The sequence below is a fragment of the Paucilactobacillus salsurae genome (assembly GCF_054784995.1).
On the sequence record NZ_BAAHWX010000003.1, the window covers coordinates 58,401 to 82,179 of the forward strand.

The window sequence follows — 23,779 nt, forward strand, 5'->3', positions numbered from 1 at the left end:
AGTTCACTTTTTAAGGAGGAGTCGCATTGGCAAACGAAGAGTTACCAAGTCGAATTACAGATGTCAATTTGACTAAAGAAATGCGGACATCATTTTTAGACTACGCGATGAGTGTTATTGTCTCGCGGGCCTTGCCTGATGTTCGTGATGGGTTAAAGCCAGTTCACCGCCGGATTTTATATGGGATGAGTGAATTAGGTGTGACACCCGATAAACCGTACAAGAAATCTGCCAGAATTGTTGGGGATGTCATGGGAAAATTCCATCCACATGGTGATTCAGCTATTTATGAATCAATGGTGCGGATGGCACAAGATTTTAGTTATCGCTACATGCTTGTCGACGGCCACGGAAACTTTGGTTCCGTCGATGGTGATGGCGCCGCTGCGATGCGGTATACCGAAGCCAAAATGAGTAAAATTGCGGTAGAAATGTTGCGTGATATCAACAAAGATACTGTTGATTTTATGGACAACTATGATGGAACTGAAAAAGAACCTGTCGTTTTACCATCTCGTTTTCCTAACTTATTGGTTAACGGAGCGACAGGGATCGCGGTTGGGATGGCCACTAATATTCCAACCCATAATCTAGCTGAAGTGATTAGTGCCATCCATATTTTGATGGATAATCCTGATGCAACCACCGCAGATCTGATGGAAGCAGTTCCCGGACCTGATTTTCCAACTGGCGCAATTGTCATGGGTAAATCTGGGATTCGTAAGGCTTATGAAACGGGTCGTGGGACGGTTACAATCCGTGCCAAAGTTGATATTGAAGAACAAAAAAATGGTAAGCAACGTATTATCGTTACTGAAATTCCATACATGGTTAACAAAGCTAAATTGATTGAACGAATCGCTGAATTGGCTCGTGATAAACGAATCGAAGGCGTTACAGATATCAATGATGAATCAGACCGTGATGGAATGCGGATTGTGATTGATGTCCGCCGCGATACCAGTGCTGAAGTCCTACTTAACAACTTGTACAAGATGACGTTGTTGCAAACATCATATAGTTTCAATATGTTGGCAATCGTCAATGGCACACCGCGTGTCTTGAGTTTGAAAGAAATTCTCCAATATTATTTGGAACATCAAGAACACGTGGTTCGTCGCCGGACTGAGTTTGAACTGAAAAAGGCTCAAGCACGGGCCCATATTCTCGAAGGTTTACGGATTGCCTTAGACCATATTGATGCCATCATCAGTATTATTCGCGGCTCACAAACTAGTGACATTGCTAAGCAACAATTGATGGCTAATTACGGCTTATCAGATCGCCAAGCGCAAGCTATTTTGGACATGCGCTTGGTTCGTCTGACCGGTTTGGAACGCGAAAAGATTGAAAACGAATATAATGGCTTGATGGATGATATTGCCGATTATAAAGATATTTTGGCCAATAAAGATCGTATCAACAAGATCATTTATGACGAATTATTAGAAATTCAATCTAAATTTGGTGACAAACGTCGGACTGAATTACAAGTCGGCGATGTAACCAACATTGAAGATGAAGATTTGATCGAAGAAGAAGACGTGATTGTGTCATTAACCCATAACGGGTATATCAAGCGTTTGCCAATTGATGAATTCAAAGCGCAACATCGTGGTGGCCGTGGCGTGCAAGGAATGGGTGTTCATGATGATGATTTCATCGAACAGTTGATTTCAACGTCAACACATGATGTCCTATTATTCTTCACGAGTGCTGGTAAAGTCTTCAGAATGAAAGGCTATGAAGTTCCTGAATATGGACGAACAGCCAAAGGAATTCCAATTATTAACTTATTAGGCATTGGGTCAGATGAAAAAATTTCAGCTGTCATTAATGTTTCACGTGAAAACGACGATCATGATAAAGACTTATTCTTTACGACATTGAATGGTCGTGTGAAACGAACAGCCGTTGCTGAATTTGAAAATATTCGAAGCAATGGTTTGAAGGCAATTACGCTTAAAGATGATGACGAATTAATTGGTGTTTCAATCGTGGCTAACGATCAAAACATGATTATTGGAACTCATCTGGGTTATGCCGTTAGCTTTAAAGCTCAAGACGTGCGTTCAATGGGACGTTCAGCTGCCGGGGTTCGTGGAATCCGTCTGCGTGATCACGATTACGTGATTGGCGTTGATATCTTAGCACCTGACAGTAATGTCTTTATCATTAGTGAACGTGGATTTGGTAAGCAAACACCTGCTGATCAATATCCAATCAAAGGTCGTGGTGGTAAGGGAATTAAGACCGCTAATGTTTCCGAGAAGAACGGACCATTAGTTGGGTTAACCACCGTTACTGGCGACGAAGATATTATGCTGGTGACTGATAAAGGCGTTATTATTCGCTTTGGTGTTGAGACCGTTTCTCAAACTGGACGAGCTACATTAGGAGTTCACTTGATCAGGATGGCAGACGACACTAAGGTTGCAACAATGGCCAAAGTCGACAAAGAAGAAGATGAACCAGAAGAAACCACTGCAGCAGATAATGCGGCTGAAACCAATTCAGCAGGACCATCTGCACAGACGGATACTGATTCAACTGACGAAAATTAATTAAAATAAAAATCCTAAGATTGCGTATTTATTAAATGTATCGCAACTTAGGATTTTTGTTTTGCGTCCTTGTTTTATCTGTAGTAGCATGCTATAATTTTTGTTTGTGAGTATACGTTGAATACGTCTGCTCTCCTTGCTTCTTTCATGAGGAAAGGGGCCAAAGTCCATAAGGAGGTGTAACAGTTAATGGAACCAACAAAATATGAAATCACATATATTATCCGTCCAGATCTTGAAGAATCAGCTAAGAGCGATTTAGTTGACCGTTTCGACAAGATTTTGACTGACAATGGTGCAACGATTGTTGATTCAAAAGACTGGTCAAGCCGTCGTTTTGCATACGAAATTGGTGGTTACAATGAAGGAATCTACCATATCGTTAATATGACAGCGACAGATGACCAAGCTTTAAATGAATTCGATCGTTTATCAAAGTTCAGTGACGACATTTTACGTCACATGATCGTCAAACGCGAAGATTAAGACACTATTTTTAATTTTAGAAAGGAGTAATCATTTATGATTAATCGGACAACACTTGTTGGACGCTTGACCAGAGATCCCGAGTTGCGATACACAACGAGCGGGACTGCCGTTGCAACATTTACTGTTGCTGTAAATCGTCAGTTTACCAACCAAGCTGGTGAACGGGAAGCAGATTTTATTAGCTGTGTTATTTGGCGTAAATCTGCGGAAAACTTTACCAATTTTACGCATAAAGGTTCTTTGGTGGGTATTGATGGTCGTATTCAAACACGAAATTACGAAAATCAACAAGGTCAACGTGTTTATGTGACAGAAGTTGTAGTTGAGAACTTCTCACTACTTGAACCTAAGTCACAAAACCAAAACCGCAATAACAATGCGTCAAACTTCAATAATGATCAATCAATGAATGCTCCTCAATCATCTAACCCTGAAAACCCATTTGGGGCACCAGCAGCAAATAACAATGCACAAAGCAATGCTGATAATTCTAACAGTAATGCAAGTGATCCATTTGCTAGTAATGGTGAACCAATTGATATTTCGGATGATGATTTACCGTTCTAACGTTAATTGTCAGAGGAGGGAAATTCAATGGCTCAACAAAGAAGAGGCGGACGCCGTCGTCGTAAAGTAGATTTTATCGCTGCAAATCATATCGAATATATCGATTATAAAGATACTGATTTATTGAAGCGATTTGTCTCAGAACGAGGCAAGATCTTGCCACGTCGAGTTACTGGAACAAGTGCTAAGAACCAACGTCGTTTAACGATTGCTATTAAACGCGCACGTATCATGGGTCTCTTACCATTCGTTGCAGAAGACTAATTCTAATCGAATAAAAATTATATGCATATCAACGCAGTTTAGTTATTAACTAGACTGCGTTTTAATTTGTCTGTTTAAATGTGATAAAATAGACTTACTATATGCTAACAATTGGCTACAGAAAATAGGCGGAGAATTATGAAACGATTTTTTGAGAGGGAAAATTTACCATTCTTTTTACGTAATCCCAATTTACGTTGGATTGCGCTCTTTTTGTTTGTTGTTTCAGCACTAGGGATTGTCTTTTCGATGCTGATCAGCTGGGTCTTTGGGGTCATCATGCTGATTTTGGTTGGCATTGGCCTTGTTTTTGTGTTGAATTCACTACAAGAAGTCGTTTCCGACACGAACGAATACATTTCCGATTTAACCTATCGCATTAATCGTGGTGAACAAGAAGCATTGGCTCGGATGCCAGTTGGTGTGATCTTATTCAACGACAAACAAGAAATTGAATGGATTAATCCGTATATGGCAACATATTTTGTTGATCAACAAGTGATTGGCAAATCGCTCACAGAAGTGGCACCAGAGCTTGCTACGGCTTTAGCTGACAATAAAGAATCAGTTGATCCGGTCACCATTAAATGGCAAGATAATCAGTTTACAGCATTGATTCAACAACCTTTCAATACGGTTTATTTAATGGATATTACCCATTATGCTCAAATTGACGAACGCTATGAAAATGAGCAAGTCATTTTTGGTAACATTTATTTAGATAACTATGCTGAAATCACCTCATCAATGAATGATTCAGAAGTTTCTAATTTGCATAATTATGTGACGTCTCAAATTAGTGATTGGGCCAATCAGTACAATTTGTTTATGAAAGTTTTAGATGACGATGATTATCTGATCATTGGACATCAACGAGCATTAGACGAAATTGAACGCGATAAGTTTAATATTCTAGATGTGATTCGTGAACAAACCTCGAAGCAAAATTCACCCGTAACACTCAGTATTGGCGTGGCTTATGGGGATGTTAATTTAAATCGGTTAGCTGATCTAGCGCAAAGTAACTTAGATTTGGCCCTTGGTCGTGGTGGTGATCAGGTCGTTGTTAAAGCTGAAGATCAACAAGCTCGGTTCTATGGTGGGAAGACTAACCCAATGGAAAAACGGACACGAGTTCGTGCTCGCATGATTAGCCAAGCCTTACAAGAACTCATGAATGGCTCTGATCAAATTTTTGTTCAAGGACACCGTGTCCCTGATATGGATTCGATTGGTGCTTGTTTAGGAATTCGGCGCATTGCTAAGATGAACGGTCACGAATGTTGGATTGTGCTCGATGAAGATCATTTACATTCTGATATTTTGCGCTTGTTGCACGAAATTGATGGATATCAAGACATTAAAGACCATATCATTACGCCACAAGAGGTCCTTGAAAAAGCGACCGATCAAAGTTTATTAATTATGGTTGACCATTCTAAACCAAGTATCTCAATGTCTGAAGACTTATTCACGCGTCTACAAAATAAAGTCATGATTATTGATCATCATCGTCGCGGAGAAGAGTTCCCAGATAACCCTATTCTGGTGTATATTGAACCATATGCTTCATCAACATGTGAGTTAATTACTGAAATGTTTGAGTATCAATCCCGCGACAGTGAACCAATCAATAAGATTGAAGCAACTGCGATGTTAACTGGTATTCAGGTGGATACGAAGTCCTTCACATTACGTGCTGGAACGAGAACCTTTGATGCTGCTAGTTATCTTCGAGCTGCGGGAGCCGATGGCCTATTAATTCAACAATTTATGAAAGAAAATGTTGATAGCTATCTACAACGCAATCACTTAATCGCGACTGTGTCATTTATTAACAATAACATGGCGCTGTGTGCTGGTGAAGATACGCAAGTGTATGATTCAGTAACAGCTGCGCAAACCGCCGATTCGCTCTTACAAATGGACGGGATTGACGCCTCGTTTGTCATTACGTTACGTGATGATGATCGTGTTGGTATTTCTGCCCGCTCGATGGGAGATTACAACGTTCAAGTCATCATGGAACAAATGGGTGGTGGCGGTCACTTATCAAATGCAGCTACGCAAATTGCTGATAAGACGGTATCAGAAGTTAAACAAGACTTAGTCGACCTATTACAAAAAGAACAAAATGATGAAACCAAAGAAACTACTGAGGAGTGAATCAAATGAAAGTTATTTTTACACAAGATGTCAGAGGACGCGGCAAACGCGGCGAGGTAAAGGAAGTCCCAGATGGCTTTGCGCAAAACTTTTTGATTAAACAAGGTAAAGCTAAGGAAGCTACCAAAGCAGCTATGAGCCAACTAAAAGGGCAACAAAAAGCAGAAGCAAAGAAACAAGCTGATGAACTCGCTCAAGCACAAGAATTGAAACAAGTTCTAGAAGATGATAAAACAGTTGTTGAACTAAAAGCTAAAGCAGGGACAGATGGGCGCTTATTTGGCTCAATTCCAAGTAAGCAAATTGCACAAGCACTCAATGATCAATTCAATTTGAAAATTGATAAGCGTAAAATTGAACTGGCAGAACCAATCCGTGTCATGGGTTACACGAACGTACCAGTTAAACTATTCCCACAAGTAACAGCGACTATTCGTGTGCACGTTGCTGAAAAATAATTAGGTTAGAGGACAATGTCGATATGAATAACGATGTGATCAATGATCAAACACCACCACAAAATATTGAGGCAGAAAAATCCATTTTGGGTTCTGTCTTATTTAGTGGTGATGCGTTGGTTGAAGCAATGGAATATGTGACAGCGCAAGATTTTTATCGACGGGCGCATCAAATCATCTTTCAAAAGATGGTGGACTTAAACGACAGAGATATTAATATTGATGTTGTGACACTATCAGATGAGTTACGCAATAGCGATCAATTAGAAGATGTCGGCGGTATCAGCTATCTGGCTGAATTGGCAGAAGCAGTGCCGACAGCGGCTAATGTGGTTTACTATGCCAAAATTGTCCAAGAAAAATCACTGTTACGCCGTTTAATTAAAACAGCAACAGATATTGTCACGCGGAGTTATTCCGGTGACGATGACGTTTCTAGTCTGCTAGATGAAGCAGAACGTGAGATTTTAAATGTTTCTGAAACCAAGAACCAAGAAGGGTTTCGCGCTATTAAAGACGTGTTAAACCAAACTTTTGAAGAAATTGATAAACTAGCTAAAAATGGCTCTGACGTTACGGGGCTATCGACTGGTTATCCACAATTAGATAAAATGACGACCGGCCTACATTCTGATGAATTAATGATTTTGGCAGCTCGTCCAGCTGTTGGTAAAACTGCCTTTGCATTGAATATTGCGCAAAATGTCGGAACGAAAACAGATGAAACGGTCGTTATTTTCAGTTTGGAAATGAGCGCTGAATCACTGGTTAACCGGATGTTGTGTGCAGAAGGTAGTATTGACGCTAACCACTTACGAACAGGTCAGTTAAGTGAAGAAGAATGGCGTAATTTAGTGATTGCGATGGGTAGTTTGTCAAAGGCGAAGATCTTTATTGACGACACACCAGGTATTCGAGTTGCTGAAATTCGTGCTAAATGCCGTCGTTTATATAAAGAACAAGGTGGTTTAGGATTAATTCTAATTGATTATTTACAATTGATTGAAGGAACTAATCATGAAAATCGGCAACAAGAAGTTTCTGATATTTCACGGCAATTGAAGAAGTTAGCCAAAGAGCTAAGTGTACCTGTCATTGCCTTATCGCAATTGTCACGTGGTGTGGAACAACGTCAAGATAAGCGACCAGTTCTTTCAGACATCCGTGAATCAGGATCAATTGAACAAGACGCCGATATTGTTGCATTTTTGTACCGTGACGATTACTATGAACGTGATAACGATGATACGGAAAACCAACAGGACCCACGAGATGATGATCAAAACGTGGGCGAAGTGGAAGTCATCATCGAAAAAAACAGAAGCGGTCCGCGTGGGACTGTGAAATTGTTATTTGTGAAGTCTTATAATAAATTTTCTTCGATTTCTTATATGGAGTAGAGTGCGGAGAGCGACGGGTTGTTTCTGAGGATTAACGGAATAATTATTAAATCCCTGGTTTTGGGATTTGATAATTATTGTGTTAACCGGAAGAAGCAGTCGCTCGGAGCACGTTTCAGCAATAAAAGAATTAACGACAAAAAAACAAAAAAGGCCAAAGGCACCCAGCCCAGCGGTCTTTTGTTATCTAAACAAGTATTAAACCCAAACAGGAGATCCAATGAAACGAGAAATAAAATTACGCTGGTTAATCTTTGGTGCCTTCCTAAGTAGTATTGGTACCAGCTTTATCTGGCCGTTAACAACGATCTACTTGCACAACGAACTGCACAAATCACTAACCGTGATTGGGGTAGTTTTATTAGGCTACTCTGGTACAAACGTTGTTGGAAGTTACTTGGGCGGTATTTTATTTGATAAAATTAATCCACGTAAATTAATTATTTGGGGTATTTTAATCGATACTGTGGCAATGGCGACGCTGATTTTTATTAACCATTGGCCTGCATATCCACTATTGCTTGGCATAGTTGGCTTCTTTAATGGTTGGTTAACGACATTAGTAAACTCGTTAGGAACATTAATTGTCAGCAAAGATGGCCGTTATGTCTTTAATATGCTATATTTTGCGGCTAATTTAGGAATTGTGATTGGAACCTCGGTCGTTGGTTTTCTTTATAACGGTAGTGTCGCAATCATGTTTGCCATTACGGCAGTTTTGTACCTGTTGTATTTAATTGTGGCCATTTTACACTATTATGTGGATACCACCGCAATTCGGAAAAAGAGTAAAGCGCAGACTGGCAAGATTAAAATTAATTCTGCCAATATGATGATCATGTGGACGCTATTTATTTCCCTGGGAATAATTTGGATCATGTATGAACAATGGGTCAGCAATATGTCTGTGTATGTCACTGATATGGGCATTTCAATGCCATTGTACAGTTTTTTATGGACCATTAATGCCGGTTTAATTGTTGTGATTCAGGCATTATTGAGTTGGTTAGGGCATCACATCAAAAATATTTACCATCAAGTTTATGTTGGTGTATTTTTCTGCGCACTATCCTTTTTCATCTTAATTTTTGCCCATAGTTATCCCATGTTTGTTTTAGCCATGGTCGTCTTGACAATCGGTGAAGCGACGGCGTTTCCATCGATGCCAGCCATTGTTAATGATTTATCACCAGTTGAAGTTAAAGGAAAATATCAAGGCTTAACCAATGCATTTTCATCAATCGGAAAAGCCCTCGGACCACTTTTTGGTGGACTAATCATCGAGGGCTTCTCCTATCGAACACTATTTATTACTTGTAGTGCTTCAATTGTGATTGTGGATGTCTTGATTTTACTGGTAGTCAGTTTGAAAGCAAAACAAGTTAAATTTTATCGCTAAACAACCTATTCAGGGTTGTTTTTTTATTCATTAGATTTTAAGGCATCAATCATGTTAATTTGGCGCAATTTATGATGAGTGACCAACATGACAATCAACGTAAAAATCACCATTAATAGAGTGGAAAATAGGTAACCCTGCCAACTGATAATAATTGGGAAAATAACCAGGGGCGTGGATGCTTGTTTTAAGATAAATGCCAGCAATCCCCTGCCAATGCCATAACCTAAAACGATGCCAATCACCGTTAAAATGACATTTTCACGAACCACATAGGTTGTTACTTCACGGTCGTAAAAACCAAGCACTTTGATGGTTGATAGTTCGCGAACGCGTTCGGAAATATTGATGTTAGTTAAATTATATAAAACAACAAACGACAAAACGCCTGATAATAAAATAAAAATTAAAACAATTGAGTTCATAGACTGCGACATGGTGTGGACGCTGGTGATTTGTGCGGATGAGAAGCTAGTGCCTTGAGCATCCCCGTGACTCAGCAGCTGTTTAGCGAGTTGATTTTGTTGGGATTTAGTCATGTGTTTTAAACGAACTAGCAGCGTGTTCACAGGCGCTTTAGTCTTAAAGGCAGTTTGGTAGGCCTGGGGACTCATATAGGCAAAAACGCCCATATAATTTGGTGCTACGGCTTTAATTTTCAAATGTGCTGTTTTACCCGCAGTTGTTGTTAATGTTAGTGAATCGCCAGTTTTAACCTTAAGTTGATCCGCGATCTTTTGACTGATAATGATGCCATTTTTGGGTAATTTTTGACCAAGATTAACGTATTTTTGGAATGCCTGCGGCTGTTGCGGTGTATATACATGAACGTCGCTAACATGCTGGCCGTGTTTTTTGACAGTGCCAGTTGTTGCATTAATTTGAGCTGCACTTTGGTAGTGCGCATTGGTTTTTAGTACTTGTTGCGCCTCAGTAGCTTGGTTACTGTGATTGAGCGCGACGGTCGCATCGTAATGAGTGACCTCACTAAATTGTTTGTCAGCAGTGCCGCTAATTGAATCACGTAACCCAAAGCCTGTGAGCAGAAGTGCGGTGCCGCCAGCAATACCGATAATGGTCATGATGACTCGACTTTTATAACGAAAGAGGTTACGATAGGAAACTTTTTGATTAAAACTCAATTTTTGCCATAACGGCGTGATTTTTTCGAGAAAAATTCGCTTAGCAGATTTAGGGGCCCGTGGTCGCATTAAAGCGGCTGGTTTTTCATGTAATTGTTGAATAGTCACAATGACAGCAGCACCAACTGTTGCCAACAACGAAAAGACAATGGCAATGGCAAAAATTGACCACATAAATGGCACGTCCGAGATCAGTGGAATACTCATTTGATACAGACTGATTACCAGTTGCGGCAGGGTTAGATTACCGATGATCCCACCTGCCAGTGCGCCGATTAGGCCGGCGAGCAAGGCATAGGTGATAAAGTTTTTGGCAATGGTTGTTTTCGCATAGCCAAGTGCTTTGAAAGTACCAATCTGTTGGCGTGATTCTTCGACCATTCTGGTGATAGTGGTGAACGTAATTAAGGCTGCAATCAAAAAGAAGAAGACGGGGAAAACATTCGCAATTGCGGCAATTCGGTCTGAAGAGTCACCAAAATCGGAGAACCCTGGTAAGTCAGAGCGCGTTTGCCAGGTGTAGGTCGTGGTTAATTTCTTTTTGGCAGCTGATAATTGTGCTTGTTGGGCAGTAAGCTGCTTTTTTTGTGCACTGGCTAGGTTAGGATCAAGCTGTATCTGATTTGCATTGAATTGCTGTTTAGCCTGTGTTAATTGCGCCTGTTGCTCGCGAAGTGGTTGTTGTAAAGCCTGGTCACGATCTTTAGCACGGGTTTTAAAAACGGCTTTCAGTTTAGTAATTTTGTGATCGACTGCGTTTTGGTATTGGTGACTGTAAGTATTCATTTTTTGCAATGAAGCAAAGCGAATATTTAACAAAGTCGCACTGGGTAAATTGAGTTGGTTACTAGGCAGATAAGCAAAAAATCTAACGGTTCCATCCCCGACGTTAGCAACCCCACGACTAGCATAATCAATATAAGCCGGTGAATCGGCAAAGCCAACGACCGTATAAGTCTGTTGTTTTAAATCAGCAGATTTTTTAAAAGTGAATTGATCACCCAAATGATAGCCATAATCTTTTTTGGCAAGTTGATCTAAGACGATTTGATGGTCGGTTTTTGGTAAATGACCACTGCGTAATTTCAGTTTGTTTTGAGTGGTCTGTGGTTGATAACCATACAAGGCGACAACACTATCATTTTTACCACCGATAGCGTATTTAAACTTTATGGCTTCAGCTTTGGCACCCGCAACTTTTTGTGCTGTTTTGACATCGGTCTTATCAAAGCCAGTCGTTGACAGAAGCTGGACGTCACTGAGATGTTGCTGCTTAACCGTAGTGTCTAGTGAATCATTTAATCCGGGGCCAGCAGCTTTGACACCCACGAAAATGAGGGTCCCTAGTAATATAATGAGGATAATGGCGATAAAGCGGCCTAAATTGTCTTTAATATCGCGCCACATATTTTTAGTCATTGGTTTCATAACAATCACCACTCAATATCTTCAATTGGTAACGGATGAGCATTGTCTTCAATCGAACGAATTTTGGCGTCATTGATATGAATGACCCGGTCAGCCATTTTAGCGAGTTCAGCATTATGCGTAATAATGAGAACAGTTTTATGATCCCGCCGGCTAGCGTTTTGAAGTAAGGTTAAGACTTGTTTACCCGTTTCATAATCCAGTGCGCCAGTGGGTTCATCACACAATAATAGTTTGGGATTTTTTGCTAAAGCACGGGCAATCGCCACACGTTGTTGTTCACCACCAGATAATTGTGATGGGAAATTATTTAAGCGTTCACCAAGTCCCACATCAATTAAAGTTTGTTTAGCATCCAGAGCATCATTAACAATGGAATTAGCCATCTCGACATTCTCAAGCGCCGTTAAATTTGGAATTAAATTATAAAATTGAAACACAAAACCAACCGCATTGCGGCGGTATTGTGTCAGTTCCCGTTCGTTAAATTGGGCAATATCGACACCATCCACGATGACTTGGCCGCTTGTCGGAGTATCCATGCCGCCTAAGATATTAAGAACAGTTGATTTACCCGCACCACTAGGTCCTAAAAAGACCGTTAATTGGCCTTCTTCACAGTTAAAGGTTAACTCATGATTGGCAATAATTTGCGTTTCGCCCATTTGATAGCGTTTGGATTCATTTTTGACTTCGATATAACTCATATTAGCCTCCGCCATTGTTCATTTTAATATAGATTATGCGAGTTATTTTTGGAGAAAACAACTGTTAAATTGGATTTGGAAAGGGTTTCAAAAAAGTTGAACAAAATGCTTGCTTATTTTTTGTAAGTGAATTAAAGTAGACCTGTTTGAAAAAAAGATACAAGTTTGAAGGAGGAAATTTTTCATGAGTACAATTAATGCGGCAGATGCAATGATTAAAGTTTTAGAGGATTGGGGCGTTGATCATATCTTTGGGTTACCAGGTGGTTCTTTTGACTCAACGATGAATGCGCTACACGATCGTCAAAGTACAATGAAATATATTCAAGTGCGTCACGAAGAAACAGGTGCGATTGCTGCTTCTGGTGAAGCAAAATTAACTGGTAAGATTGCGGTAACATTTGGTTCAGCTGGCCCAGGGGCTGCTCACCTATTAAATGGTCTCTACGATGCTAAGCATGACCATGCACCAGTTCTTGCTTTGGTTGGTCAAGTACCAACAAGTGCGATGAATACTGATTTCTTCCAAGAACTCAATGAAAATCCAATGTTTGAAGATGTTTCAGTTTATAACCGTACAGTCATGACTGCAGAACAATTACCATTGGTTGTTGATCAAGCAATTCGCCAAGCCTACGAGCATTCTGGTGTTGCTGTGGTTACTATTCCTAAGGATTTGGGTTGGGCAGAAATTGAAGACAACTATGTTTCAGATGCCAACAATTTTGTGACAACTAATAACTATCAATTACCTGATAGTGATGCAGTAAAGAAGGCTGTTGAAATTTTAACCAATGCCAAAAAGCCATTGATCTACTTTGGTTTAGGTGCCAAAAATGCTGCTAAGGAATTGAAGCAATTATCTGATCAATTAAAGATTCCAATGATGTCATCTGCACTTGCTAAGGGTGTGATTGGTGACGATGACGAAGCTTACATGGTCAGCGCTGGTCGTGTCGCTACTAAGCCTGGTGTCGATGCTGCTTCAAACGCCGATGCTGTGTTATTTATCGGAACTAACATGCCATTTGCACCATTCTTTATTAGCCCAAACGCTAAGTTCATTCAAGTTGATGTTAAACCAACTAATATGGGTAAGCGTCACAAGGTTGACGTTGGTATTTTGGCAGATGCTAAGACTACTTTGCAAGCTATGATTGATGCTAGTCAACCAGTTGCTTCACGTCCATTTTATGATGCCTTAGTAGCTGACAAGAAGAACTGGAACGAATGGTTAACGAAGTTTGTTGACGAAGACAAGACACCACTTAATGTTGATTCTGTGATTGATCAAATTAACCGCATTGCCAAAGACGATGCAATTTTCTCAGTTGATGTTGGTAACGTGACAATTGACGCCGTTCGTCTCTTGAAGATGAAGCCAAGTCAAAAATTCACCACATCTGGCTGGTACGCAACCATGGGCTATGGTTTACCAACTGCTATTGGTGCCAAAGCCGCTTATCCTGATCGCCAAGTCTTTTCAATCAGTGGTGATGGTGGTTATGCCATGAATATGCAAGATATTTTGACACAGGTTAAATATCACCAACCAATCATTAACGTTGTGTTAACCAATGAATCACTAGGCTTTATCGAAGCTGAACAAGATGATACTGGTCAGGCACATTCAGGAATTGATTTAATTGATGCTAACTTTGGGGATGCTTCAACTGCTTTAGGTGCTAAAGGTTATGAAGTTCATACTTTAGCTGAATTGAAGCAAGCCTTTGATGAAGCACAACATGCTGATGGTCCTGTTGTGATCGATGTTAAGATTGCTAACGATCGCCCATTACCAGTTGAACAACTTGTTTTGGAAACAGATGCTAACCATACTCAAGCAGATGTTGATCAATTTACTAAGACGTACCGCACAGAAGGCTTAAGCCCTATTAGTCATTTTCTGAAGGAATTTAATGTAGAATAGGCTTTATAGGAGGTGGACTGATGAAAGCATTTGGATATCAGCAATTTGGTGGTCCAGAGGTGTTTCGCGACATTGAAACACCAGATCTTCAAATTGAAAAAGACAATCAGGTCCTCATTGAAACACTTGCAGTTGGTTTGAATAATTTTGAACGTAGTCAGCGAGCTGGAACATTTGGTGGGAAACTACCCATTATTCCGGGTCGAGATGTTGTCGGTCGAGTTGTTGAAGTTGGTGCTGGTGTGACAAGTGTTGGCTCTGGTGATATCGTGATTGCCAGTGCACCTCATGCGTATGCGCCGATGGTTCGTGCGATTGAACCAAATGTGGTGTTAAAGCCACAGAATGTTTCTGTTGAACAGGCGGCCACGATTGTTACTTCTGGAATTGCAGCCTATAACGCAGTCAGCGAATTTACCCACGTTCGCCGTGGTGACCATGTTTTAGTCAATGGCGCGACGGGTGGCGTTGGTTCGATTGCGGCACAAGTTGCCAAAAAATTAGGTGCGTTTGTTATCGGAACCGGGTCTTCGAAAAATAAAGACGTGCTAGATGAACTCAATTTAGATGCCATTGGCTTTTATGATCAAGAAGATATTGCGGCAAAATTTGCTAACCAGGCTGATGTGGTGATTAATGCTGCATTGAATGGTAACAATGATCAATTAATCGGTGCCGCTATTAAAGATGGCGGGCGAGCCGCTTCAGTGGGAACAAAAGTTGATTTAAGTGCCAAGCCGGATGCTGTTTTTGAACACATTCGACCACTCGATAGCGCCCATAATCATATGGCCCTTGAAGCGCTTGCTAAAATGTTGGATCATGATGAATTATTGGTTCGCGTCTTTAAGACGCTGCCATTAACGCTTGATGGTGTGACGCAAGGCCATCGGTTATTAGAAACCAAACATGCGCCTGGCCGAATCATTTTAATCAAAGAATAATTGTAAAACGTATCTTAGGATAACTAAGGTACGTTTTTTGTTTGTGCTAAAATGTGACTGAGGTGATTCAACATGGCAGATTATGTTCATGAAGTACGTCGCTTAGTGGGGCATAAACCGATGATTATGTGCACGGCAGCGGGTGTACTAGTCAATAATCAAAATGAAGTTTTATTGAATGAACGCGTCGATACGCATAATTGGAGTTTACCGGGCGGCTTTTTAGAATATGGTGAAACATTCGCTCAGGCGTGCGTGCGCGAATATAAAGAAGATAGTGGCTTAGATGTTGAAATTATAGATCGAATCGATATTTTTGATCAGGGTGAAATTCATTATCCGAACGGTGATATTGTACAGTCAATTAGTGGATTGTTTCATGTGAAACAAACTGGTGGTGAATTATTAGCTAGTCAAACAGATGAGACAATTAGTGTGGCCTACTGGCCGTTTGACCAGTTACCACCGTTATTGAATCAGCAGACCAAAGATATGCTGGCTGCAGCACAAACATTTTTAGCACAGAAATAGTTTTGAAAACACGTTTCCAAACGAAACGTGTTTTTTTATTGATTAAAGGTTGCAAGATATGTCAAAAAGACCTATAATTTATCAGTCGCTACGACCTACGGAGGAAAAGATGTACGAATTATTAATTCTATCAATGCTAGCTTCACGAGATATGTCCGGATACAAGTTGCGAGTTGTACTTGGTAACACCTTAGTTCCAAGACGGGCTATTTCTAATGGGGTCATGTATCCACTGTTAAACAAGTTAGCACAGGATGGGTATATTACGTTACGTGAAGAAACGGATGGCAAACGCAGTAAAAAAATTGCGCATTTAACGGATGCGGGATTAGTTCGATTAAAAGAGTTAATGAAAGCACCAGTTGCTAATGATTCAAAACGTGAGTCTAATTTCCGATTTAAATTGCGTGGCATGGAAGTGTTGAGCCGTGAAGAACAGGTTGAAATTTTGGCGGACTATGAAGTGGCGACGCTGGAAGATTTAAATGCCTACCGTACGAGTAAAAAGCACTTAAGTGAACGCCAAGATGATCCAGCAAGACCATTTTTACAATGGAGTATTCGCTCACTGGAGTTGAGTATTTCGATGTGTCAGGCCAAATTGCAATGGATCGGCAAACAACAAATGAGATTAGAAAAGGATATTACAAGTAATGAAAAATAAAACAAGTTCAGCCAAGCAGTGGATTGCACTGACGGCGATGGGACTAGGCGTCTTTATGGGTCTTCTAGATGTCACCGTTGTCAACGTGGCCCTGCCAACAATGGTGCGTGAATTTAATACCACTTTCACCAATTTACAGTGGGTATTAAATGCATATACGTTAGTTTATGCAGTTACTTTGATGATTATGTCAAAGTTAGGAGATATGTACGGACGTAAAAAGATCTTTTTAGGATCATTAATTTTGTTTGTGATTGCGTCGGCAATTAACGGCATGGCCTCTAGTTTGCTTGTGTTAGATATTGGTCGTGGTGTGCAAGCAATTGGTGGGGCAGGGATGATGTCCTTATCGATGGCGCTCGTGGCGTCTAACTTTAAAGGTAAAGACCGTGGCCTTGCGTTAGGTATTTTGGGGTCAATTATTGGAATGTCATCTGCTTCTGGTCCCTTAATTGGCGGCTATTTAGTGGAACACTTTGGTTGGCCGGCGATTTTTTATGTCAACGTACCATTTGGTATTGTGGCAGTGATTCTGACGGTGATTTATGTCAAAGAAACGCCAAGTTATGGAAAAAATCAACGAATCGATTTGCTGGGGATGGCACTTTCAGCTGCCGGATTATTTGCAATTATTTACGGGTTAATTGTTAAAGAAAGTCATTCACATTGGCAATGGACAGATCCACGAATTGCCGGCTGGTTAGTTGGTGGCTTAGTTGTATTGATCTTGTTCGTGATTGTTGAAATGAAGATTAAAAATCCGATGATGAACGTTAACATGTTTAAACAACGTCATTTTATCGGAACTGTGATTATTGCATTTACGCTGGGGTCCGGCATTTATTCATTTAATACGTTTTTAACAGCATTAATGCAAAATTATATTGGTTATAGCGCCGTGCAAACAGGGGTACGACAATTAACGATTAGTATTTGGTCGCTGATTTTAGGACCCGTGGTCGGAATTTTGAGTGCACGGTATTCGAAAAAATGGATGATGAGTGGCAGTTTATTAATTGGTGCAATTGGCTTCATGCTGATTGCCTATGTCATCGATCCGCAAGTCACATTTGCACAACTATGGCCCGGCATGGTGTTGATGGGGATTACCAATGGGATGGTTAATCCATTGTTAAACACTGTCGGGATGGAAGGGGTTAATCCACAGGAAATGGGGATGGCTTCTGGGTTGTTGAACGTGTTTCGGCAATTAGGAACGACTGTTGGTGTGGTTGGTTTAGGGTTGATTCAAGATACTCAATATGAAAACTATTTGAATCATAATTTGAGCCAAGTTAATATGCCACATTCAGTGATGACGCAATTAAAAGAGGTATTAGTGAATGCGGGTCCTTTTTCGGGGCATTCAATTGCATTTTCGAAACGATTGAGCGAAGCACCATTTGCTAGTGAGTTCCAAAAAATTGTGGTGCACGCTTACGATAATGGCATGAGTGCAGTAGCAATCACGTCATCGATACTTGTATTAATTGGCTGTTTAGCAGCCGTGTTATTATTGAGGAATCGATATGAATCTAAAGATGTTCAATAGACGAGAAGAACTGCGGAAGTAGTTCTTTTTTTAATAAGTAATGCAGGTCTGATATTTATATTGTATGATAATATCATCGAATCATATTGGGAGAAATGAGCATGCGAAAAGAAAAAAACATGATCTGGTGGTGTATCATGCTATGTGTTGCTGTAGCGATTGGATTGATGGTGGTGCGTGTTGCTATATTGATAGTGGGGCAAACCGATGCTAAGAACTACAAAATTAACCAACTCACCATTAATGCGAAAATAGATAAAACAGGCGGTGCGTGGGTTACGGAAAGTGTCCGATATACATTTGATGGTGACTATAACGGTGTGTATATCGTGCAAGATACGAATGATCTTGGAAAAATGTCAAATTTATCGGTCAAGATTGATGGACAAACAGCCAATCGTAGCAGCTATGCCACAAATGGCGATAGCGGTTATTATAAAATAAGTCATAATAAAGATGGAGAGGGGCATAATAAAAAGGGCTATGAACGAATTAAAATTTATAACGTTATGAATTCTGGTCAAATGGATGTGCAATGCCGATTTTATTTATCAAAAGTGGCCAAGCGTTATCGCGATACAGGAGAAATTAATTGGAAGCCAATTGGTTCGAACTGGGACCGCCTTTTACAGCGTGCAAAGATAACAATTACTTTGCCACAAGCTGCAAAACCGATAAAAAGCTGGTTTCATAGTCCTGAGGGTGGAAAACAGAGTATTAACCAACGAACTGCGACAATCACCGCCACAGGAAAACATATTTCAAGGTATATGGAATTACACATGTTATTTGCAAAATCAGCAATTAATCAGGCGCCAAAACATGACACCAATCGTGTTAAGCAAGCGTTGAAAATTGAAAAACGTGTTTCTGATTGGCAAAATTTTAGAATGTTTTTAGTGTACCTTTTTAAGAATAATTGGTTGGTTGCAGTGGTGATCGCACTTTTGCCAATTTTATTTTTAATCCCGTTGTACCTTAAGTGGCAAGACAAATTTGTTCGACAAGATCTAGATGCAGAAAAATTGCATCGCTTTGATTTGCCAGAAATTGAACCAGCATTAGCAAGTGCTTGGTATGAATATGAGCAAAATGGTGACAATTTTGATACGCGGGTCTTCATTACATTTTTGATTGATTGCCAAAGCAATGGGTTAATCAAACTGAAACATGAAGACAAGTATTTCGAAATTATTAAAACCACGCAAGAAGCCATTGATCCATTTGTAGATTATTTAATCGATAAAGTCGGTGATCATCATAAGGTTTCAATGAAACAATTGAAAAAATATGGCGAAACAAATAGCGAGGCAAAGGCGTTGTCAAAAAAGTGGAAACATTTTAATAAGCAGTGGATAACGCAAATTAGGCATGACCGCAATATTAATCCGAAGTATGAAAAATTTCAAAGTAACCTGTCTTTGATTGGACTTTTGTGGGAGTTTTTTGGATCGATACCAGTAATATCGATGGTGGGTTATTTCTACATGGCCTTAGTTTGGTGGGAAGCCATCATTTTGGTCTTCTTGATTTGGGGATTCTTATTAAGTGTTTACTTTTATTGGATCCCAATTATTATTTATCCGGTAAAATGGATTTCAAAATCATGGGGTGACAAGATTGATCAGTGGAAAAAAACCACACCGCTGTACACTCGAATATTCTTTTGTTTTTCGATGGTATATGTAGCGTTAATTATATTTAATTTACACGAAATTAATTGGTTGCTTATAAGTAGCTTGGTGGCATTACTTGTTGGAACAGGCATTATTGTTGGTTTTGATTGGTGGATTAAGAAAACATTTACGGTTTATACAAAGAAAGGCTATCAAACATATTTGCAAGTGCGTCAATTTAAGCAAATGTTGCACGATATTGCTGATTTTGATCAAAGTCAGTTACCAGATCATATTTTGTGGGGCCAGTACTTAACCTATGCGATAGGTTTGGGTGAAGCGAAGCGGTTAAATAGGCAATTACAATCGAAATTTGGTGCTGGAGCTGTGACTGATGCAATGCTGCAACAATTAGATATAGATGATGACTATTGGTTGTATGGCGGATTTACAACGTTTACAGCGTCATTTAATAGTGGACTAGCTGGTGGCACGACTGGACCAGGTGGTGGCTCTTCCGGTGGAGCCGGTGGTGGTTCTGGTGGCGGTGCCTTTTAAAAATAACTGCCAGCAAGTCCTTGAAAAATTGAAACAATTTAAAAGTAGCTCTGATAAAAAGTATTTTTCTACTTTCTATCAGAGCTATTCTTATACTTTTGTGATCAAAATACTTTTTGTAAAGTTTGGCAAGGGACATCATCTTCCAAATAAAGCTCTGAAATAGGTTCGTAGCCCAATGATTCATAAAACCCCTTAGCTGTTAATTCTGAATGAATAATGGCCTGTTTAAAATCCTGTTGTCGAGCGATTTTTTCTAATCCGGCAATAACTTGACTACCAAGGTGTTGCCCACGGTATTGTTTCAAAGTTGCAATACGGGTGAATTTTGCTGTGGCTTCATGGGCAACTAGAAAACGACCGGTCGCAATGGGCATTGTACCGTCAAATAACAACACGTACATTGTGCCATCTACGTCCAGTTCATCAAATTCATCGTCGATGGCTAATCCTCGTTCTAAGACGAACACAGACATCCGGACAAAACTCGCAGCTGCTCTGTGCCAATTCTGGTTGCCAATCACTAAGTTGTAGTTGTTACTCATGATGATTACTCCTAAATTAAAATACCGTTGCAATGATCAATCTCATGTTGGATGATTTGCGCTGTGAATTCTGCAAAGGGTTGCGTATGGGCGGTGAAGTTGGCATCTTGGTATGAAACTTCAATTGTTTTAAAACGCTTGGTTTGGCGTTCGCCTGGTAGAGATAAGCAGCCTTCAGAAGTATCATATGGACCACTTTTGGAAATAATCTTTGGATTAATCATAGGAAAGTTAATTGGTCCTGCACTCACAGCGATAATGTCAACGCTTTGGCCAATCATATTGGCTGCCATACCGACACAATTTGCCTGATTTGCTTGAAGCGTGTCGAGTAGGTCGGTAATGATTGGTGCATCCATTTTGGTAGCTGGACGAGATTTAGCTGATAAGCTCTGTTGGTCGTGGTTGATAGGACGAATCATGCGTATACTCCTTACTTTTTTAAATAAACATTTAAATCTGGGTTATCTTTATCTGATTTGGTTATCATATGTGAGCCTGCAAAAACTTCCACATTGGGAAATGTGTGATCAGTGTGATTAAGTGCATAACTACCGATTAGAGCGCCCATTGAATTGTAGTAGCCTATAGTCATACGTTTTTTAGTTGCAAGTGACTCATCACACCAGAGTTGAATATTTGTTATTTTTCCCTCTTTATCGAAATTAACTTTTTGTTTGATGGCTAATGGATACTGACCGGAACTCATCAGCTCTTTGAATTTTAGTTTAGCACGCGCGTTGTAGTTATTTTTTGTTTGCGTAATTTGTAGCTCACGTTGTTCTGCTTTTCTATTGTTGATGAAAGTTCCTGTGGAAATAATGAATAAACTGATAATTATACTAAGAGTAGCAAACAGTATTTTTTGTTTTAATGGTTTACGAGTCAGCGCAATAATTATGCCTAGAATTAGCACGATGAGACTGATGAAATAGTACATAAAGATCCTCCTGCATAGTTTAGGAAAGATTATATTTGCCGTGAAATTGGTAATATCTTCGATTATACTATAAGAAAAGTTAGTAACTAATTAAATCATATTTTCGAACAACTTTACAGGTAAAATGAGGAGATAAAGATGCTGAAATTTGACATTGAAGTTAAGTTTAGAGGGCAGACTGAACGTTTATTTTGGGATGATAAGATTAAAAGCACTTCAACTGAATTGTTAAAGGATTTAAAAGAGAGATTACATTATCATTTTCCGGTAGTCGTAACTATCCCGGGTGGAGTTGATTACACAGATGATGTGAATGATATGCAAAATGTGTACAATGCGATAGGGTTTATCTACTCGGATATTAAGATAAAAAAAGCACTGCCAGATGATTTCGATCCAAATGTCATTTATTGAATGTAAATAATGTGAATTAATAAAAGATGGCATACAAAGATTGGGGGATTGTGATTATGAGTAGTGATGTTCAACGATTGTCTGACGAAGTAGAAAAAATCGAAAAAACATATGAGAATCATTTTGGTGTACCATTTCCCACTCAAATTGTCGGATGGTGGGAACCCTTAGGTATTGAGCAACATCTCGATCAGTGGCAAGCGGGAATCAAACGAATGCGGGCTGATGTGGAAAAAGCGATTATAACTAATACGCCTATAAAAGAAATACCTGATGAATTATGGAAAACAATGGTATTTTAATTTCAGAAAAAAATATATTGGTAAGCGTTTGTTTTATTGTATGTATTTTAAATTAATTATTGAGGAGAATTTATTATGAAAAAATCATTAACCACTGCAGTTGTTCTTGTTGCGGCACTTTCATTGGCTGCTTGTGGAAATAGTAGTTCAAAAAAAGCAGATAACTCTTCGAAGGATTCGAGTAGTTTGACTGCTAAAAAGAAAGCTGACGCAAAAAAAGCATCTATCAAAAAAGCCAAAGCAGAATCTGAAAACAAAGCTAAATCTTCATCATTAGTTGCTAGTTCAAGTAAATCTACCAACTACAATTCACAAGACGAAAATTCCTCTAGTTCACAAAATACTGGAATTAATATGGATCCTAATACGTTAACTGGCTTTTTAAATAAGTATGGAGAATCACCTGCTGCCTATAAAATGGATCATGAGGGGATGACAGCTGAACAAGCACTTGCTGCAACTCCTGACGACATGGAGACTTCTGGTGAATTACAAACGGAGCATAGTCCACAATAAGGAATAGTACTAATCAAATAACCTCTCGTTCTAATTGAACGGGAGGTTATTGTTTTGTTCTTGACTATACTTCATCAGTAACGATTTGTGCGTCTATAAGCAGATTGTTTTGAGACATCTGAATTAAAGATATTAGATAAAGACTATGATAACTGGATAAGGATTCAAATTTTTTAAGAGTTTATGGTTTCTCTGTTTTTCAAAGTAAGCTTGCCTAAATAACGATAAAGAGGCAAAATATCTACTTTTTTTGGAAATTCAAACTTATGTTTTTTTAGTTCTTCTTTATGGGGCTTTAAATAAATGTTTTCTAAATAAGTAATTTCAATTTCACTATCATCAATGCCAAAACCGGCAGTTTCAATCTCTACATCTACAATAGTATTCAAGTGAATGGATTTGTATGATGTTTTTCGTCCGGTTGCACCCTGTTTATCAACAAAAATAATACGATATGAAGTAAAAATAAGTGCATCGCGAATCAATTGGAACCCCATAGTAATTTCTTCGTTGTCGAATAAATATGCTCCATACTCTTCTGTTAGTTCAGGTACTGTTTTTTCAGAATAGTTACCTAGTGCTCCTTGTACAATATTAGTGAATAATTTATTTGGCATAATGAAATCCCCCGTTAGTATAGCGAAGTTTTATGTCTTTAGCGTTGTTGGACACGTTTAATTATA

The 23,779-nt window shown here is 39.4% G+C and carries 23 protein-coding genes; 17 read left to right on the forward strand and 6 right to left on the reverse strand.

The features are described from left to right. Positions 1 to 80 precede the first annotated feature (80 nt). The 8 genes from gyrA to ACYVQZ_RS03905 all read left to right on the forward strand — a co-directional run bounded on the left by gyrA (position 81) and on the right by ACYVQZ_RS03905 (position 9,307). The gene (gene gyrA / locus ACYVQZ_RS03870) at positions 81 to 2,564 is read left to right on the forward strand and encodes a DNA gyrase subunit A (RefSeq protein ID WP_461240290.1); all 2,484 of its coding nucleotides are present in this window, start codon (positions 81 to 83) and stop codon (positions 2,562 to 2,564) included. Between the two features lie 189 nt (positions 2,565 to 2,753). After that, positions 2,754 to 3,050 carry a 30S ribosomal protein S6 gene (gene rpsF, locus ACYVQZ_RS03875; RefSeq protein WP_461240084.1) on the forward strand — a complete coding sequence of 99 codons (297 nt, stop codon included), beginning with the start codon at positions 2,754 to 2,756 and terminating at the stop codon, positions 3,048 to 3,050. A 36-nt stretch (positions 3,051 to 3,086) separates the two neighbouring features. After that, positions 3,087 to 3,620, forward strand: coding sequence for a single-stranded DNA-binding protein (gene ssb, locus ACYVQZ_RS03880; RefSeq protein ID WP_461240085.1), 534 nt, complete (start codon positions 3,087 to 3,089; stop codon positions 3,618 to 3,620). A 27-nt stretch (positions 3,621 to 3,647) separates the two neighbouring features. Continuing rightward, the gene (gene rpsR / locus ACYVQZ_RS03885; protein WP_461240086.1) at positions 3,648 to 3,884 is read left to right on the forward strand and encodes a 30S ribosomal protein S18; all 237 of its coding nucleotides are present in this window, start codon (positions 3,648 to 3,650) and stop codon (positions 3,882 to 3,884) included. A gap of 138 nt (positions 3,885 to 4,022) precedes the next feature. Continuing rightward, a complete protein-coding gene (locus ACYVQZ_RS03890) occupies positions 4,023 to 6,050 on the forward strand; it encodes a DHH family phosphoesterase (protein WP_461240087.1) in 2,028 nt (675 codons plus the stop codon). A gap of 5 nt (positions 6,051 to 6,055) precedes the next feature. Then, entirely contained in the window at positions 6,056 to 6,508 is a 453-nt protein-coding gene (gene rplI / locus ACYVQZ_RS03895) for a 50S ribosomal protein L9 (protein ID WP_461240088.1), read from the forward strand. Positions 6,509 to 6,531: 23 nt separating this feature from the next. Then, complete coding sequence (gene dnaB / locus ACYVQZ_RS03900) at positions 6,532 to 7,908, forward strand: replicative DNA helicase (protein ID WP_461240089.1); 1,377 nt, start codon at positions 6,532 to 6,534, stop codon at positions 7,906 to 7,908. A 220-nt stretch (positions 7,909 to 8,128) separates the two neighbouring features. After that, entirely contained in the window at positions 8,129 to 9,307 is a 1,179-nt protein-coding gene (locus ACYVQZ_RS03905; RefSeq protein ID WP_461240090.1) for an MDR family MFS transporter, read from the forward strand. Between the two features lie 23 nt (positions 9,308 to 9,330). On the opposite strand, the gene ACYVQZ_RS03910 is transcribed toward ACYVQZ_RS03905, so the two are convergent. Both ACYVQZ_RS03910 and ACYVQZ_RS03915 read right to left on the reverse strand, forming a co-directional pair. After that, positions 9,331 to 11,877, reverse strand: coding sequence for an ABC transporter permease (locus ACYVQZ_RS03910; protein ID WP_461240091.1), 2,547 nt, complete (start codon positions 11,875 to 11,877; stop codon positions 9,331 to 9,333). Positions 11,878 to 11,882: 5 nt separating this feature from the next. Continuing rightward, complete coding sequence (locus ACYVQZ_RS03915; protein WP_461240092.1) at positions 11,883 to 12,584, reverse strand: ABC transporter ATP-binding protein; 702 nt, start codon at positions 12,582 to 12,584, stop codon at positions 11,883 to 11,885. Positions 12,585 to 12,768: 184 nt separating this feature from the next. Between ACYVQZ_RS03915 and spxB the strand changes: the two genes are divergently transcribed. The 6 genes from spxB to ACYVQZ_RS03945 all read left to right on the forward strand — a co-directional run bounded on the left by spxB (position 12,769) and on the right by ACYVQZ_RS03945 (position 20,379). Beyond that, positions 12,769 to 14,514: a pyruvate oxidase gene (spxB, locus tag ACYVQZ_RS03920; RefSeq protein WP_461240093.1), complete on the forward strand. Its 1,746-nt coding sequence runs from the start codon at positions 12,769 to 12,771 to the stop codon at positions 14,512 to 14,514. 20 nt (positions 14,515 to 14,534) lie between these two features. Next, positions 14,535 to 15,458 carry an NADP-dependent oxidoreductase gene (locus ACYVQZ_RS03925; RefSeq protein ID WP_461240094.1) on the forward strand — a complete coding sequence of 308 codons (924 nt, stop codon included), beginning with the start codon at positions 14,535 to 14,537 and terminating at the stop codon, positions 15,456 to 15,458. Positions 15,459 to 15,530: 72 nt separating this feature from the next. Further along, the gene (locus ACYVQZ_RS03930; protein ID WP_461240095.1) at positions 15,531 to 15,989 is read left to right on the forward strand and encodes an NUDIX hydrolase; all 459 of its coding nucleotides are present in this window, start codon (positions 15,531 to 15,533) and stop codon (positions 15,987 to 15,989) included. A 109-nt stretch (positions 15,990 to 16,098) separates the two neighbouring features. Further along, complete coding sequence (locus tag ACYVQZ_RS03935; protein WP_461240096.1) at positions 16,099 to 16,653, forward strand: PadR family transcriptional regulator; 555 nt, start codon at positions 16,099 to 16,101, stop codon at positions 16,651 to 16,653. After that, positions 16,643 to 18,205 carry an MFS transporter gene (locus ACYVQZ_RS03940; protein WP_461240097.1) on the forward strand — a complete coding sequence of 521 codons (1,563 nt, stop codon included), beginning with the start codon at positions 16,643 to 16,645 and terminating at the stop codon, positions 18,203 to 18,205. The genes ACYVQZ_RS03935 and ACYVQZ_RS03940 overlap by 11 nt, the downstream gene beginning before the upstream one ends. 101 nt (positions 18,206 to 18,306) lie before the next feature. Further along, on the forward strand, positions 18,307 to 20,379 hold the full coding sequence (locus ACYVQZ_RS03945) for a DUF2207 family protein (RefSeq protein ID WP_461240098.1): 2,073 nt from the start codon (positions 18,307 to 18,309) through the stop codon (positions 20,377 to 20,379). 104 nt (positions 20,380 to 20,483) lie between these two features. Here the strand turns inward: ACYVQZ_RS03945 and ACYVQZ_RS03950 are convergent, their stop codons facing one another. From ACYVQZ_RS03950 to ACYVQZ_RS03960, 3 genes are read right to left on the reverse strand one after another with little or no spacing between them, the layout of a single operon-like run. Next, positions 20,484 to 20,924: a GNAT family N-acetyltransferase gene (locus ACYVQZ_RS03950; RefSeq protein ID WP_461240099.1), complete on the reverse strand. Its 441-nt coding sequence runs from the start codon at positions 20,922 to 20,924 to the stop codon at positions 20,484 to 20,486. A gap of 11 nt (positions 20,925 to 20,935) precedes the next feature. After that, positions 20,936 to 21,346, reverse strand: coding sequence for a peptide deformylase (locus ACYVQZ_RS03955; protein WP_461240100.1), 411 nt, complete (start codon positions 21,344 to 21,346; stop codon positions 20,936 to 20,938). Positions 21,347 to 21,357: 11 nt separating this feature from the next. Beyond that, the gene (locus ACYVQZ_RS03960) at positions 21,358 to 21,864 is read right to left on the reverse strand and encodes a hypothetical protein (RefSeq protein ID WP_461240101.1); all 507 of its coding nucleotides are present in this window, start codon (positions 21,862 to 21,864) and stop codon (positions 21,358 to 21,360) included. A gap of 138 nt (positions 21,865 to 22,002) precedes the next feature. On the opposite strand from ACYVQZ_RS03960, the gene ACYVQZ_RS03965 reads away from it, so the two are divergent. The 3 genes from ACYVQZ_RS03965 to ACYVQZ_RS03975 all read left to right on the forward strand — a co-directional run bounded on the left by ACYVQZ_RS03965 (position 22,003) and on the right by ACYVQZ_RS03975 (position 23,096). After that, a complete protein-coding gene (locus tag ACYVQZ_RS03965) occupies positions 22,003 to 22,278 on the forward strand; it encodes a hypothetical protein (protein ID WP_461240102.1) in 276 nt (91 codons plus the stop codon). A gap of 56 nt (positions 22,279 to 22,334) precedes the next feature. Beyond that, a complete protein-coding gene (locus ACYVQZ_RS03970) occupies positions 22,335 to 22,580 on the forward strand; it encodes a hypothetical protein (RefSeq protein WP_461240103.1) in 246 nt (81 codons plus the stop codon). Between the two features lie 75 nt (positions 22,581 to 22,655). Further along, entirely contained in the window at positions 22,656 to 23,096 is a 441-nt protein-coding gene (locus tag ACYVQZ_RS03975) for a hypothetical protein (RefSeq protein ID WP_461240104.1), read from the forward strand. A gap of 173 nt (positions 23,097 to 23,269) precedes the next feature. Here the strand turns inward: ACYVQZ_RS03975 and ACYVQZ_RS03980 are convergent, their stop codons facing one another. Beyond that, positions 23,270 to 23,713: a PH domain-containing protein gene (locus tag ACYVQZ_RS03980; RefSeq protein ID WP_461240105.1), complete on the reverse strand. Its 444-nt coding sequence runs from the start codon at positions 23,711 to 23,713 to the stop codon at positions 23,270 to 23,272. Between the last annotated feature and the right edge of the window lie 66 nt (positions 23,714 to 23,779).

Coding starts and splice junctions, on each gene's coding strand:
- gyrA (WP_461240290.1), top strand. CDS start 81: ATGCGGACATCATTTTTAGACTACGCGATGAGTGTTATTGTCTCGCGG.
- rpsF (WP_461240084.1), top strand. CDS start 2,754: ATGGAACCAACAAAATATGAAATCACATATATTATCCGTCCAGATCTT.
- ssb (WP_461240085.1), top strand. CDS start 3,087: ATGATTAATCGGACAACACTTGTTGGACGCTTGACCAGAGATCCCGAG.
- rpsR (WP_461240086.1), top strand. CDS start 3,648: ATGGCTCAACAAAGAAGAGGCGGACGCCGTCGTCGTAAAGTAGATTTT.
- ACYVQZ_RS03890 (WP_461240087.1), top strand. CDS start 4,023: ATGAAACGATTTTTTGAGAGGGAAAATTTACCATTCTTTTTACGTAAT.
- rplI (WP_461240088.1), top strand. CDS start 6,056: ATGAAAGTTATTTTTACACAAGATGTCAGAGGACGCGGCAAACGCGGC.
- dnaB (WP_461240089.1), top strand. CDS start 6,532: ATGAATAACGATGTGATCAATGATCAAACACCACCACAAAATATTGAG.
- ACYVQZ_RS03905 (WP_461240090.1), top strand. CDS start 8,129: ATGAAACGAGAAATAAAATTACGCTGGTTAATCTTTGGTGCCTTCCTA.
- ACYVQZ_RS03910 (WP_461240091.1), bottom strand. CDS start 11,877: ATGAAACCAATGACTAAAAATATGTGGCGCGATATTAAAGACAATTTA.
- ACYVQZ_RS03915 (WP_461240092.1), bottom strand. CDS start 12,584: ATGAGTTATATCGAAGTCAAAAATGAATCCAAACGCTATCAAATGGGC.
- spxB (WP_461240093.1), top strand. CDS start 12,769: ATGAGTACAATTAATGCGGCAGATGCAATGATTAAAGTTTTAGAGGAT.
- ACYVQZ_RS03925 (WP_461240094.1), top strand. CDS start 14,535: ATGAAAGCATTTGGATATCAGCAATTTGGTGGTCCAGAGGTGTTTCGC.
- ACYVQZ_RS03930 (WP_461240095.1), top strand. CDS start 15,531: ATGGCAGATTATGTTCATGAAGTACGTCGCTTAGTGGGGCATAAACCG.
- ACYVQZ_RS03935 (WP_461240096.1), top strand. CDS start 16,099: ATGTACGAATTATTAATTCTATCAATGCTAGCTTCACGAGATATGTCC.
- ACYVQZ_RS03940 (WP_461240097.1), top strand. CDS start 16,643: ATGAAAAATAAAACAAGTTCAGCCAAGCAGTGGATTGCACTGACGGCG.
- ACYVQZ_RS03945 (WP_461240098.1), top strand. CDS start 18,307: ATGCGAAAAGAAAAAAACATGATCTGGTGGTGTATCATGCTATGTGTT.
- ACYVQZ_RS03950 (WP_461240099.1), bottom strand. CDS start 20,924: ATGAGTAACAACTACAACTTAGTGATTGGCAACCAGAATTGGCACAGA.
- ACYVQZ_RS03955 (WP_461240100.1), bottom strand. CDS start 21,346: ATGATTCGTCCTATCAACCACGACCAACAGAGCTTATCAGCTAAATCT.
- ACYVQZ_RS03960 (WP_461240101.1), bottom strand. CDS start 21,864: ATGTACTATTTCATCAGTCTCATCGTGCTAATTCTAGGCATAATTATT.
- ACYVQZ_RS03965 (WP_461240102.1), top strand. CDS start 22,003: ATGCTGAAATTTGACATTGAAGTTAAGTTTAGAGGGCAGACTGAACGT.
- ACYVQZ_RS03970 (WP_461240103.1), top strand. CDS start 22,335: ATGAGTAGTGATGTTCAACGATTGTCTGACGAAGTAGAAAAAATCGAA.
- ACYVQZ_RS03975 (WP_461240104.1), top strand. CDS start 22,656: ATGAAAAAATCATTAACCACTGCAGTTGTTCTTGTTGCGGCACTTTCA.
- ACYVQZ_RS03980 (WP_461240105.1), bottom strand. CDS start 23,713: ATGCCAAATAAATTATTCACTAATATTGTACAAGGAGCACTAGGTAAC.